The organism is Burkholderia sp. AU18528 (assembly GCF_002223215.2).
Lineage (GTDB): Bacteria > Pseudomonadota > Gammaproteobacteria > Burkholderiales > Burkholderiaceae > Burkholderia > Burkholderia semiarida.
Genome location: NZ_NKFC02000006.1, coordinates 1292645 through 1304777 on the forward strand (window position 1 = coordinate 1292645; position 12133 = coordinate 1304777).

Here is a 12133-nt window from a genome sequence, read left to right on the forward strand (position 1 = left end):
TGGTTCGAAAAGGCATCGCTTCGGCTCATGATATTGCGTGGAAAATCCGCTGCGCCGGCATCGCATGCCGGGCGGCGGCCTGCGCGTCAGGCCCAGTGACCCGGCACCCAGCGCCAGGCCGGGCCGCGCGCGGCCCAATGCCCGGGCACCCAGTGGTAACCGACGCGCACGACCTGCCAGTGTCCCGGAATCCACACGTAACGGCCTTGCCGCCAGTGCCAGTGGCCCTGGTCCCACACGTAACCGGCACGGGGCGCCGGCATCACTTCGACGCGCGGCGGTGGCGGCGCGTAAGGCGCGACGATGACGGCCTGCGCGAATGCCGCCGACGCCGCAAGCGCGGCCACGCATCCGGCAGCCAATCGCAACTGAACGGAAAGTTTCATGAAAGACTCCGAAATAACGGGCATCGACCAGAAGCGGTCGTTCATGCGTTAAACGGAGCAGGCAGAAGAAATCCGTCGCGGTGTCGGCAAATAAATTTCGGGTGCGCCCCGGCACCGATGGTGACTGGAGGCGCACAACGCGCGGTTGTCCGCACCGGCCACCACGCATGCCGGGTCGCGGTACTGTCACACCGCGGCAAAACTGCCCTTCGACAATGCATGCGACCGGGATCCCGCTCGTTTCCGGCCCAGGCCCCGGCCGTGCTCGCGCATGGCCGCACGGTTCCCCACCTCGCGCCCCATCAACGAAAACACCGACCATGTCGAACCAGGACACTCTCCCTGACCAGCCGAACGAGCCGGCCGCGTCCGTGTCGCGTCGCGGCTTCCTGAAACTCGCCGGCGTCTCCGGCCTCGCCACCGCCGCCGGCGGGCTCGCGGCTGCCCGCGCCGGCGCGTCGAACCCGGACGGCACGCCCGAACAGGTTCACCTGACGTGGGGCAACGACCCGACGTCCGAAGTCGTGATCTCGTGGGCGTCGCTCGCGCCGGCCGTGAACCCGCGCGCGCGCATCGTCGCCGACGGCGAGCCGGCGCGCACCGTGCACGGCGTCCAGCGCCTGTACACCGACGGCCTGAACGGCGAAACGGTGTTCACGTACCACGCGCGCGTGCACGGGCTGAAGCCGGATACGCGCTACCGCTACGAGATCACGGCCGACAACGACAGCCATGCCGCGCAGCCGTTCTCCGCGAATTTCTCGACCGCGCCGCGCGGCCGCGCACCGTTTCGTTTCACGAGCTACGGCGACCTCGCGACGCCGAACGGCGCGTGGGTGCTGTCGTCGCCGCAGAGCCGCTTCGCGGTGCAGGCGGTCGAGCAGTTCCAGCCGCTGTTTCACCTGCTGAACGGCGACCTCTGCTACGCGAACCTGAACCCCGCGCACCAGCCCGACGTCTGGCGCGATTTCGGCAACAACAACCAGACGTCGGCCGCGAATCGCCCGTGGATGCCGTGCCCCGGCAACCACGAGATCGAATTCAACAACGGTCCGCAGGGGCTCGACTCGTACCTCGCCCGCTACACGCTGCCGGAGAACGGCACGCACTTCCCGGGCCGCTGGTACAGCTTCCGCGTGAGCTCGGTGCTGTTCGTGTCGCTCGACGCCGACGACGTCGTGTACCAGGATGCCGCCGCGTTCGTCGGCGGCCCGGCGCCGCTCGTGCCGGCCGCGAGCACCGGCCGCCCGCCGATCGAGCCCGGTACGTCGTTCTATGTGCGCGGCTACAGCAACGGCGAGCAGACACGCTGGCTCGAACGCACGCTGCGGCACGCCGCGCATGACGACGACATCGACTGGATCGTCGTGCAGATGCACCAGGATGCGCTCAGTTCGTCGAAGACGGGCAACGGGTCCGACAAGGGCATTCGCGAAGCGTGGCTGCCGCTGTTCGACCGCTACGGCGTCGATCTCGTGCTGTGCGGCCACGATCACGACTACGAGCGCAGCTATCCGGTGCGCGGCTGCAATCACCGCGCGGGCGTCGATGCGAAAACCGGCGAAGTGGTCGAAACGCTGCAGCCGCGCCCGGTCGGCTCGAACGATCCTGACCGCACGACGTTCGACACGAGCCACGGCACGATCCACCTGATCCTCGGCGGCGGCGGCACCAGCGCGCCGCTCGACGTGTACGGCGAAAACCCGTCGACCGGCTTCGCGCAGGCGAAGGTGTTCACGAAGCCGAACCGGCCGGTGCCGGGCACCGCGCCGAACACGTTCGTGCGCCAGCCGGCCGATGCGCTCGAGGATGCGATCTGGTCCGCGCGCCGCGATACGGGCACCGGCTACGGGATCGCGGTGTTCGACCACGATCCGGGCAAGCCGGGCGGCCACACGACGATCACGATGCGCTACTACCACGCGCCGGGCGCCGACCAGCAGCCAACCGCGCAATACGAACTGTTCGAGACGATCGAGCTGAGCAAGAAGCGGCACGAGCGGTGATCGACGCGTCGGGCGCCCGCTGCGGCGGACGTCCGACGCGTTGCCGTCGAGAACGGAATACCCCGGCGCGGGTTAGACTGCCCGCCTCGCACACCGCCCCATGCAGATGAGTTTCGAATACCGCATTCACACGCCGCCTTCGGCCGCCGCATTCGATGCCATCGCCATGTGCCGCGACAAGCGCATGGCGACGTCGACGTCGATCCACACGAACGGCGGCTTGAAGTTCGCGATGCGGCCGGCGGCTGGCCGCTGATCGATCTGTCGATCGACGAAGCCGGTTTCCTCCTTGTCACCACGCTCGGCCCGATGCGGAACGCGATGCTCGACTCGATCGACCCGCGTTGTCGGAAATTGGCGCACCGTGGCGCATCGACGACGCGTGATCGGTTCGCGCGACCGAATCCGTCATACATGCCCGTGCGGCTGCAACGCCGCAACGGCCGCGCCCCCGTAAAATGCGCGTTTCCGGCGGAACCTTCGCTTGGTACCGCTGCTCGCGACAACAGCACGCGCGAGCCGACCCGAATCATCCGAAATCGAATGGGCATGTTGAAACACGCAGCAAGCATGAAACGCAAGAACCAGGCAACGCTCCTCGGGCTCGGCGCGGTGCTGTTATGGGCGTCGGTGGTCGCGCTCGTTCGCGGGGTCAGCGAAAGCCTCGGCGCGACCGGCGGCGCGGCGATGATCTATACGGTGGCGTCCGTGCTGCTGCTGTTTTCGATCGGCTTCCCCGACCTGAGCCGATTCCCGAAAAACTATCTGCTCTGGGGCGGGCTGCTGTTCGTGTCGTACGAGGTATGCCTGTCGCTGTCGATCGGCTATGCGCGCAACGGTCAGCAAGCGATCGAAGTCGCGATGGTCAACTATCTGTGGCCGAGCCTCACGCTGGTCGCCGCCATCGTGTTCAACAAGCAGCGCGCGAACCTGCTCGTCGTGCCGGGCGTCCTGCTGTCGATGCTCGGCATCTGCCGGGTGCTCGGCGGCGACCAGGGGCTCGATCCGGCCGGCATGCTGCGCAACGTCGCGGACAATCCGCTGAGTTACGGGCTGGCATTCTTCGGCGCGCTGATCTGGGCCGGTTATTGCACGGTGACCGCGCGCATCGCCGACGGCAGGAACGGCGTCACGCCGTTCTTCATGCTGGTCGCCGCGGTGCTCTGGATCAAGTTCGCGATCGAAGGCGGCGGCGCCATGACGTTCAGTTTGCACGCGGTCGCGTATCTCGTGCTGGCCGCGTCGGCGCTCGGCTTCGGCTATGCGGCCTGGAACACCGGCATCATGCACGGCAACGTGACGGTCATCGTCGGCGCATCGTACTTCACGCCGGTGCTCGCCGCCGCCCTCGCCGCGATGCTGCTCGATGCGCCGCTGTCCGCCGAATTCTGGCAAGGCGCGTCGATGGTGTGCGGCGGGTCGATCCTGTGCTGGCTCGCGACACGCGGCCGGCGTCGTGACAAGGCCAAGCCCGTGCGGACCAGCAAGCAGGCCGAGAGCAATTGCCACGGGTGACGATGGCCGGGCATTGACGGCAGGCCGGATCGCGGCTGGCCATGCGCCGAACCGCGGCCACCGCGCGCTAACTTTGCGATTCCATCGCGATCCGCATCGCCAGCCCGGCCAGCACCGTCCCCATCAGCCAGCGCTGAACCGCCGCCCAGAGCGGCCGCCCCGCGAGAAAGCCCGCGATCGAACCGGCCGCGCACGCGATCAGCGCGTTGACGCTGACGCTCACCGCGATCTGCACGCAGCCGAGCGCGAGCGATTGCGCGAGCACGCTGCCGTGCCCCGGCACGATGAACTGCGGCAGCAACGACAGGTACATCACCGCGATCTTCGGGTTCACGAGGTTCGTGATGAAGCCCATCGCGAACAACCTGATGCGGCTGTCGTGCGGCAACTCCCTGACCTGAAACGCGGAGCGCCCGCCCGGCTTCAGCGCCTGCCACGCGAGGTAGGCGAGATACAGCGCGCCGGCAACGCGCAGCGCATCGTACGCATACGGCACGGTCATCACCAGCGCGGTGATGCCCACGGCCGCGCACACCATGTAGAACACGAATCCCAGCGCGACGCCGCCGAGCGACACCAGCCCGGCGCGGCGGCCCTGGCAGATCGAGCGCGAAACCAGGTAGATCATGTTCGGTCCGGGCGTCAGCACCATGCCGAGCGACACGAGTCCGAACGCAAACAGGGTGGGCAAGGCAGGCACGGCACGCTCCTTCAGGGCGACGATCACGAGGTGCGAACAATGTATTGCATCGCGGCCATCGTCGGCATGAATAAACTGCAAGCGGCCCATGAGCGCCGCTCATCTTGCGGCCGGCCGCTACCTGCCTTTTTTCGCGCGCGTGCGAATCGTCTTTTCCGCTTTCGCACGTTGCGCGTCGACGAGCCGCACGAACGCGTCGGCGACCGCGTTGCCGGCGGTATTCCACGCCAGCCGCACGGACCGATGCAGCCGCGGCGACAGGGCCAGCACGCGGCCGCCGAACGGTGTGTACGTGAGCGTGATGCGCGGCACGATCGACACGCCCATGCCGGCTTCAGCCATCGACAGGATGGTGCGCATCTCGACCACGTTGAACGCCGCCCGAAGCGGCGCGCCGCCGCGCGCGAAGTAATCCGCGATCACCGGCCCGCACCCGGCCTTCGAGAAGATGAACGGCGCCGCGGCCAACTGCCTGGCCGACACGCTCTTGCGGCCGGCGAACATGTCGGCGGCCGCCACCGCGACGAAATCCTCGTCGAGCAGCGGCAGGTTGTGCGCGAACGTCTTCGTGCCGGCCACCACGCCGACGTCGGCCGTCCCGTCGTCGATCCACCCTTCGACTTCGCTGTCCGTGCCTTCGAGCAGCACCGCCGATACGCCCGGGTGCATCGCCTTCAACGCCTCGAGCGCGGGAACGACGAACGCCAGCGACACGCTCGGCAGCGACGCGACCACCAGCTTTCCTTCGAGCTTGCCGCGCGCCAGGCTGAACTGCTGACGCAGCATCTGCGCTTCCCGCACCACGCTCTGCACATACGGCCACAGGCGTTCGCCGGCCGCCGTCAGGACGACCGGCTGGCGGTCGCGCCAGAGCAGCTTGACCTGCGTGATGTCCTCCAGCTCCGTCAGCGCGTGGCTGATCGCGGATTGGCTACGGCTGAGCCGGTCTGCCGCGGCCGTCAGCGAGCCGAGCTCGACCACGGCAGCCAGGGCCTGCAACTGGGCAAGCGTCATCGGGTTTCCTTGTTCGAGGGCATGTATTCCGTGCATGGTATGCCGCGTTCTCTTGAATTATATTGAACCGGCCCTGCGGTCAGGCAGCGGACAGCCACGCGTCGCCACGCCGCACCATTCGATGATGCACTTCAATCCGACTGAAGGACTGCCACGCCCGGCGCCGCCGGCGTCCGGCACCACGCCCTGCTTCATTCCCGAAGACGCGCTAGACTAGCCGGATGGAACAATGCCGTTATTGCCAGAGAATCCGCGATGAATGGGATTGCCACGGCGACGAGTGCCGCCGGGCAATCGCCAAGGCGCTGCGCCGGCAGCGCGCGGGCCTGCCGATGGTCCCCGATCGCATCCGCAACGAGTTGCCGTCCGGCGCGCCGACCCAGCAGGTGATCGCGGTGCTGTCGCGGCAGCGGCTGCGCGCGCGTCGCGGCAACGAGGAACGCCGCGAGCGCAAGGAAATCGACGACGACGGGGTCTGATCCGGCCGCCCGGGGCGAGCCGTGCCGCCGCGCGACGGGCCGGCCCTTCGCCGCCCGGGCGCCCGCGCCCGCGTGACATCCCGCCCTTTCACTCTCCCGCCACTCCGTTCAATCCGCCCTCATACAACATGGGGACAGAAGACGTTCGGCCGCGACATTGTTACCGCGAAAGCAACGATCTTTCACTCAAACTCACGTTTACCCTAGGTGACCCGGCGCCTACGATGTATTCAACCGCTGACGACATGGCGTCGCATGCGGAAAGCCAATAAACATCGGAGGTCATCATGAAATCGCTCGTTTCCGCAGTCGCAGCCGCCGTCGCCCTGTCCGCCTCGTTCGGCGCATTCGCACAAAGCACCGTGACCCGCGCCCAAGTGCGCAACGAACTGGTCCAGCTCGAAAAGGCCGGCTACAAGCCGAGCCAGTCGAGCCCGTACTATCCGGCCGACGTCCAGGCCGCGGAAGCCCGCGTGCGCGGCGTCGACAACAGCGGCTTCGGTTCGCAACCGGCCGCCACCGGCGAGAGCGGCGCACCGGCCGTGCGGGTGCAAAGCCGGCACGACTCGGTCTACTTCGGCCATTAAGCGCGCCGCCGCGCGCCCGGCGCGCGCAGCCCGCACGTCGACGAGCCCGTCCCGCGACGGGCTCGTCGCGTTTCGGCCCGCCGTCAGCGGCCGCCCGACGCGACGCGACCGGTCTCGTCCGGCGCGCTGCCCCGAATCAGATCCTGGTAGCGCACGCATGCGCACTGCGCGGACGCCTTGGCCGCGTACATCGCCGCGTCGGCCTTGACGAGCAGTTCCTCGGCCGACGCGCCGTCCGCGGGGAACTCGCTGACCCCGATGCTCGCCCCGACGGCCACGCGCCGTTCGTCGAACTCCAGTTCCTCGGCCATCACGATCTGGATGCGCGTCGCGACATCGCCGATCACCGCCGGCGAATGCACGTCCGAGAGCAGCACGATGAATTCGTCGCCGCCCAGCCGGGCCACCATGTCGCCGCTGCGCAGCACGTGGGTCAACCGCTTCGCAACGGTGACCAGCGTGCGATCGCCGGCCGAGTGTCCGAGCTGGTCGTTGATCTGCTTGAAGCCGTCCAGGTCGACGAACATGACGGCCAGCCCTTCGCGTACCGCGGCCGCGTGCCGGATCGCGGCGTCCAGATGCTCCATGAACAGCATACGGTTCGGCAGCGCGGTCAGCGGATCGTGCCCGGCGAGATGCGTGAGCTCCTGCTGCTTCGCGCGCAGCATCGCGACCTGCGTGCGGATCTCGACGCGCATGCTTTCGAAACAGCGCGCAAGCACGCCGATCTCGTCGGCACGCGCGACCGGCAGCCGCTCGGCGGCCGGATCGTCGAACACATGCGTCGCCGCGCGCGCAAGCGTCTGCAACGGCCGCGTGATCGCACGCGCGAACAGGATCGCAAGGATCACCGCGAGCATGCTCGATACGAGCACCATCCTGACGATCCGTTCGCCCAGCATGCCGGCCGGCGCGAGCACGTCGCCCAGCGGGCGGGCCATCCCGAGCACGACGAAGCGATTGCCCTCGTCGTGCCCGAACGGCGTACGCACGAACGCGAACATCTGGCCCGGCGCCTCGTCGGGTTGCGCGAGGCCGTTGAGCGTCACGTTCGTGCGCGCACTGTCGAACAGCGCGTGCGTGGCGGCGAAGCGATCCTGCATCAGCACGCGCCGGCCGCGATCGAAGCCGAAGGTCTGTGACGAATCGGGATGCACGAGAAAGTCGCCCCACTCGTTCGCGAGATAGACCCCATAGTCTGGCGGCAGATCGCGTTCGAGCCGGTCGAACACGCGCGACAGCTCGACGTCGACGACGAGCGCGCCGACCGTCTGGCCCGACGCGTCGACCACCGGTGTCCCCACGCGCAGGATCGGCAGCCCTTGCGCCGCATGCGCGCCCGTCTCGTGATTGATCGCGATCGGCGACAGGTAGATATGACCGGGCGCCATCGCGAGCGTATCGAATACGTAGGAAAACTGTCCTTTCTCCTGGAATACGCTTTCCGGCAGCACGACGATGCCGCGCGCATCGCGATCGAGGCGAATGCGTTCGATCCCGAAATGCCCGCTCGCGATCAGGCGGATCTGCAGGTATTCCGGATGATTCCTCATGAAGCTGTAATACACCTGCTCGAGCCGCATGCGGCTCGCGTTGTCCGGGTGGTCGGCGCCCGCGACGAACGCGGACGACGGCAACTGCGCGAGCACGAGCGCATCGTCGGCCACGTCGGCGAGCGCGGTCGTGAAGCGCTGCCCGAGCAGTTGCGTCGACATCAGCAGGCTGTGCTGCGCTTCCTGCACGAGCATCGCGCGGTTGGCGCGATACGCGTAGTAGCCCGTCGTGCCGGACGCGATCACACCGATGCATGCGAACAGCACCGACAGCTTCGACGTGAGCCCGAGCCGGATCATTTTCCGAACTGCTCCGGCCGGTCGCCCGACACGATGCGGCTCCACAGCGATTCGCGGCGCGCGATGTCCTCCACGGGCTGAATCCAGACGAGATGCTGGCGCCCGGTCTCCACGCCGCGAGGCGGCTCGAGCGTGTTCGCGAGGCCCTGGCGCTCGGTGAGCAGCGTGCCGATCGCCGGTTCGAGCATGTAGTTGATCCACGCGAACGCGAGCTCGGGACGTTGCGCGCCGCGCGTGACGGCCCAGCAGTCTAGCCATGCCAGCGCGCCTTCGTCCGGGATCACGTAGCCGACGTCCGCGCCGGCGCGACGCAACTGCTCGACCTGCTGCGTGCCGTAGTTGCCGAACATCAGCGCCGCACGATGCCGGACAAAGAGCGCGGTCGCCTCCTCGGGCAGCGTGTAGTACGTCAGCAGGTTGCGGCGCAGGTCGATCAGCTTGCGGGCGACGGCAAGCGTCTGCGCAGGCGACAGGCGGAACGGGTCGGGATAGCCGAGCGCCAGCGCCGTAAACGAGAAATTGTGCTGCGCGCTGTTGAAGTCGAGCACCTTGCCGCGATAGCGCGGATTCCACAACTCGCGCATCGAGCGCGGCGCGGCCGGCACCTGCTTGCGGTCGTAGATCAGCCCCATCGACGAATACGTGAACGGAATCGCGTAGGACGCGCCGTCCTGCACGAGGCCGCCGATCGTCGCGAGCTGCTGGAAATTCGGCAACTGCCGCCGCCGGTTCGGGACGCGCGGCAGGTCGATCGGTGCGAGCAGGTGTTCGTGCGCATAGCGCTGGATCTCGGCCGTATTCGCGGCCAGCACGTCGTACGGGGGCGGCGATGCGCTGTGCATGCGCGCCCACAGCGCTTCGTCGGAATCGACCAGCGTCACCTCGACGCGCACGTGAAACTGCGCCTCGAATGCGCTGACGACATCGCTGTCGGCATAACCGGGCCAGGCGAGCACGCGCAGCACGTTGTCGTTGGCGGTTTCGGGAGCGGCGGCGAAGGTGGGCGGCGCGGGCGCCAGCAAGCCCAGCGTCAATACGACAAGCAGCGCGCGCACGGCGCCGCGTGCGCGCCTGTGTGCGCCGATTCCCCTGATCAATCGGACCCCGCGTGACTCGCCCCGCTGCATTCGACTGTCCTTTTTCGGGTCGATGCGATATCCCGCAACGAGACCATAAAACGCAGGGGCACGCAATCGGAACAAGCCGCACATCGCGCACGCTCGCTGGCGTCACGGCTGAACGCAACCTAATTACACGGGCCCGCGCCGCACCCCGACGCCCGCGGACGTCGCATCGCTCTTCGGCATCCAGAACTTCGCGGGCAATTTCGCGCGATCTCCATCACGGCCTGCATCTGCGTGATGAAGATCGCGAAAAGCACGTTCGTGGTACCGCTCGCGGTGGCCGACGCGCTGCCGTATCGGCTCATCGTCGGCAAGGTTGAACCGCCGCCGCGCGGCGGCGGCAAGCGACATGTCGAGCCGAAAGCGGCCCGACGCAGCAGGACGGCACGGCCGCCGCCCTGCGCTTTCCTTTTCTGGCCGCGCATCGGACAATGAGCGGCGCCCGCCGGCGCGGCGCCGCTGCGGCCCGTGCACGGCGGCGACGCGCTCCGCCCACGCCGATGAAACGCTACGAAACCCTGGCCCATACGATCGCCGACGACATCCGCAACGGCAACCTTGCCGTCGGCACGCGCCTGCCGTCGCTGCGGCAGATCATCGCGCAGCATGGCGTGAGCCAGTCGACGGTGTTTCGCGCGTATTACCTGCTCGAACAGTGGGGGTTGATCCGCGCGCGCGAACGCTCCGGCTACTACGTCGCGCCGGGCGCGCAACCGGCCGCGAGCCCGGCGGCGAAGCGCCGTACGAGCCGCGTCGGCGCCACGCGCAAGGTCGACATCAGCAACCTCGTGTTCTCCGTGCTCGATGCGGCCACGCAGCCGGGCATCGTGCCGCTCGGGTCCGCGTTCCCGGCGCCGCAACTGTTTCCGCTGCCGCGTCTGGCGAAGTCGCTCGCGCAAGCCGCGCGGCTCGTGAGCCCGTGGAGCACCGTCGTCGACCTGCCGCCCGGCAGCGAAGCGCTGCGCCAGCAGATCGCGCGGCGCTATCTCGCCACCGGCATCTCGCAGCCGATCGACGAAATCGTCGTCACGAATGGCGCACTCGAAGCACTGAACCTGTGCCTGATGGCCGTCACGCGGCCCGGCGACGTCGTCGCCGTCGAAGCGCCCGGCTTCTATGCGGCGCTGCAGGCGATCGAGCGGCTCGACCTGCGCGCGGTCGAGATTCCCGTCGATCCGCGCACGGGCCTCGATCTCGATGCGCTCGCGAACGCGCTCGACCGGCACGACATCCGTGCGTGCTGGTTCATGACCAATTTCCAGAATCCGACCGGCGTCACGCTGTCCACCGAAAAAAAGCGCGCGCTCGTCGACTTGCTCGCGGCGCGCGAGGTGCCGCTGATCGAGGACGACGTGTACGGCGAGCTGCATTTCGGCCCGGACTACCCGCTGCCCGCGCGCGCGTTCGACCGTCATGGCCTCGTGATGCACTGCAGTTCGTTCTCGAAGACGCTCGCGCCCGGCTACCGGATCGGCTGGGCCGCCGCCGGCCGGTTCGCGGAGAAGGTGCAGCGGCTCAAGCTGATGACGACGCTGTCGGCCAGCATTCCGGCGCAGGCCGGCATCGCGAACTATCTCGAGCACGGCGGCTACGACCGGCACCTGCGCAAGCTGCGCGGCGCGCTGCACGCGCAGCTCGACCGAATGGACGACGCGCTGCGGCGCTGGCTGCCGGCCGGCGTCGAATGGGTACGGCCCGACGGCGGGTATTTTCTGTGGCTCGCGTTTCCCGACGCGATCGACGCGATGGAACTGCATCGCGAGGCGATCGCCCGCGGCATCAGCTTCGCCCCGGGGCCGCTCTTTTCGGCCGCGCACGGCTTCGAGCGCTGCGTGCGCGTGAACTTCGGCCATCCGTGGAGCCGCGACATCGAGCGCGCGATCCGCGTGCTCGGCGAACTGGTCGCGCAGCCGCCGGTCCGCAAGGCAGGCTGATCGCACACGATGCGCGCGGCGCGGGGCGCGGGGCGCGTCACGGCCATGCAGCCAGGCCGCACGCGGGTTACATTGCAGGTCCTGCCGCCCTTTCCCGATTGCCCATGAGCCCACTGCCTTACGTCGATCACGACGCGCTGCTGAAACTGACGGCCGAAGCCGCGCATGTCACGCAGCCGTGCGCATGCACGAGGACCTCGCTCGCCGGCTGGACGACCCTGCCGCTGTCGCTGCCGGACACGCAACTGACCGAAGTGGCCACGCTCGTCGCGCCGGGCGAAGCCGAGCCGACCTATGCGGAATATCATCCGGCCGGCACGCGCTACGCATCGGACGACGCACCGATCGCGCCGCGCCATTTCCCGTACAACCGCTGCACCGTCAGCCGCTGCCGCACGTGCGGCCGCCTGTTCCTGCGCTACCAGGAAGGCGGCGGCTACTTCATCGACCAGCGCATCCGCGCGCTCGATCCGGCGCTCGTCGTCGACGCTTGACCTCGGAACGCGATGAACCGCAAGCAAACCGGCCGGCGCCC

At 68.2% G+C, this 12133-nt stretch carries 13 protein-coding genes; 7 read left to right on the top strand and 6 right to left on the bottom strand.

Annotated features, from left to right (window positions below; all coding sequences use genetic code 11):
- Positions 1–86 precede the first annotated feature (86 nt).
- Entirely contained in the window at positions 87–386 is a 300-nt protein-coding gene (locus CFB52_RS22720) for a YXWGXW repeat-containing protein (RefSeq protein ID WP_059585141.1), read from the bottom strand.
- Positions 387–706: 320 nt separating this feature from the next.
- On the opposite strand from CFB52_RS22720, the gene CFB52_RS22730 reads away from it, so the two are divergent.
- Positions 707–2392 carry a metallophosphoesterase family protein gene (locus CFB52_RS22730; RefSeq protein WP_099317502.1) on the top strand — a complete coding sequence of 562 codons (1686 nt, stop codon included), beginning with the start codon at positions 707–709 and terminating at the stop codon, positions 2390–2392.
- Between the two features lie 126 nt (positions 2393–2518).
- On the opposite strand, the gene CFB52_RS34730 is transcribed toward CFB52_RS22730, so the two are convergent.
- Positions 2519–2755, bottom strand: a complete 237-nt coding sequence (locus CFB52_RS34730) for a hypothetical protein (RefSeq protein ID WP_060310887.1) — start codon at positions 2753–2755, stop codon at positions 2519–2521.
- Between the two features lie 207 nt (positions 2756–2962).
- On the opposite strand from CFB52_RS34730, the gene yddG reads away from it, so the two are divergent.
- Positions 2963–3907, top strand: coding sequence for an aromatic amino acid DMT transporter YddG (gene yddG, locus CFB52_RS22740; protein WP_144029754.1), 945 nt, complete (start codon positions 2963–2965; stop codon positions 3905–3907).
- Between the two features lie 67 nt (positions 3908–3974).
- On the opposite strand, the gene CFB52_RS22745 is transcribed toward yddG, so the two are convergent.
- Positions 3975–4607 carry a LysE family translocator gene (locus CFB52_RS22745; RefSeq protein ID WP_099317913.1) on the bottom strand — a complete coding sequence of 211 codons (633 nt, stop codon included), beginning with the start codon at positions 4605–4607 and terminating at the stop codon, positions 3975–3977.
- A 117-nt stretch (positions 4608–4724) separates the two neighbouring features.
- Positions 4725–5621, bottom strand: a complete 897-nt coding sequence (locus tag CFB52_RS22750) for a LysR family transcriptional regulator (protein ID WP_099317503.1) — start codon at positions 5619–5621, stop codon at positions 4725–4727.
- Positions 5622–5842: 221 nt separating this feature from the next.
- Here CFB52_RS22750 and CFB52_RS22755 point away from each other — a divergent pair, with 221 nt between their 5' ends.
- Both CFB52_RS22755 and CFB52_RS22760 read left to right on the top strand, forming a co-directional pair.
- The gene (locus tag CFB52_RS22755; protein WP_006478949.1) at positions 5843–6100 is read left to right on the top strand and encodes a hypothetical protein; all 258 of its coding nucleotides are present in this window, start codon (positions 5843–5845) and stop codon (positions 6098–6100) included.
- A gap of 287 nt (positions 6101–6387) precedes the next feature.
- On the top strand, positions 6388–6687 hold the full coding sequence (locus CFB52_RS22760) for a DUF4148 domain-containing protein (protein WP_099317504.1): 300 nt from the start codon (positions 6388–6390) through the stop codon (positions 6685–6687).
- 83 nt (positions 6688–6770) lie between these two features.
- Here the strand turns inward: CFB52_RS22760 and CFB52_RS22765 are convergent, their stop codons facing one another.
- Both CFB52_RS22765 and CFB52_RS22770 read right to left on the bottom strand, forming a co-directional pair.
- Positions 6771–8540 (bottom strand): GGDEF domain-containing protein, encoded by a 1770-nt coding sequence (locus CFB52_RS22765; protein WP_099317505.1) that lies wholly within the window; start codon positions 8538–8540, stop codon positions 6771–6773.
- Positions 8537–9667, bottom strand: a complete 1131-nt coding sequence (locus CFB52_RS22770; protein WP_099317506.1) for a PotD/PotF family extracellular solute-binding protein — start codon at positions 9665–9667, stop codon at positions 8537–8539. Before CFB52_RS22770 ends, CFB52_RS22765 begins: the two co-directional genes overlap by 4 nt.
- Before the next feature lie 234 nt (positions 9668–9901).
- Here CFB52_RS22770 and CFB52_RS22775 point away from each other — a divergent pair, with 234 nt between their 5' ends.
- From CFB52_RS22775 to CFB52_RS22785, 3 genes are all read left to right on the top strand, one after another.
- Positions 9902–10099 (top strand): hypothetical protein, encoded by a 198-nt coding sequence (locus CFB52_RS22775; RefSeq protein WP_060310882.1) that lies wholly within the window; start codon positions 9902–9904, stop codon positions 10097–10099.
- A gap of 65 nt (positions 10100–10164) precedes the next feature.
- On the top strand, positions 10165–11598 hold the full coding sequence (locus CFB52_RS22780) for a PLP-dependent aminotransferase family protein (protein WP_099317507.1): 1434 nt from the start codon (positions 10165–10167) through the stop codon (positions 11596–11598).
- A 104-nt stretch (positions 11599–11702) separates the two neighbouring features.
- Positions 11703–12092: a hypothetical protein gene (locus CFB52_RS22785; protein WP_059585056.1), complete on the top strand. Its 390-nt coding sequence runs from the start codon at positions 11703–11705 to the stop codon at positions 12090–12092.
- Positions 12093–12133: the final 41 nt, after the last annotated feature.

What these genes read in the sequence shown, in the direction of transcription:
- CFB52_RS22750 (WP_099317503.1), bottom strand. Translation starts at nt 5,621, where the DNA reads ATGACGCTTGCCCAGTTGCAGGCCCTGGCTGCCGTGGTCGAGCTCGGC.
- CFB52_RS22760 (WP_099317504.1), top strand. Translation starts at nt 6,388, where the DNA reads ATGAAATCGCTCGTTTCCGCAGTCGCAGCCGCCGTCGCCCTGTCCGCC.
- CFB52_RS22720 (WP_059585141.1), bottom strand. Translation starts at nt 386, where the DNA reads ATGAAACTTTCCGTTCAGTTGCGATTGGCTGCCGGATGCGTGGCCGCG.
- CFB52_RS22785 (WP_059585056.1), top strand. Translation starts at nt 11,703, where the DNA reads ATGAGCCCACTGCCTTACGTCGATCACGACGCGCTGCTGAAACTGACG.
- CFB52_RS22755 (WP_006478949.1), top strand. Translation starts at nt 5,843, where the DNA reads ATGGAACAATGCCGTTATTGCCAGAGAATCCGCGATGAATGGGATTGC.
- CFB52_RS22765 (WP_099317505.1), bottom strand. Translation starts at nt 8,540, where the DNA reads ATGATCCGGCTCGGGCTCACGTCGAAGCTGTCGGTGCTGTTCGCATGC.
- CFB52_RS22775 (WP_060310882.1), top strand. Translation starts at nt 9,902, where the DNA reads ATGAAGATCGCGAAAAGCACGTTCGTGGTACCGCTCGCGGTGGCCGAC.
- CFB52_RS22770 (WP_099317506.1), bottom strand. Translation starts at nt 9,667, where the DNA reads ATGCAGCGGGGCGAGTCACGCGGGGTCCGATTGATCAGGGGAATCGGC.
- CFB52_RS22730 (WP_099317502.1), top strand. Translation starts at nt 707, where the DNA reads ATGTCGAACCAGGACACTCTCCCTGACCAGCCGAACGAGCCGGCCGCG.
- yddG (WP_144029754.1), top strand. Translation starts at nt 2,963, where the DNA reads ATGAAACGCAAGAACCAGGCAACGCTCCTCGGGCTCGGCGCGGTGCTG.
- CFB52_RS22780 (WP_099317507.1), top strand. Translation starts at nt 10,165, where the DNA reads ATGAAACGCTACGAAACCCTGGCCCATACGATCGCCGACGACATCCGC.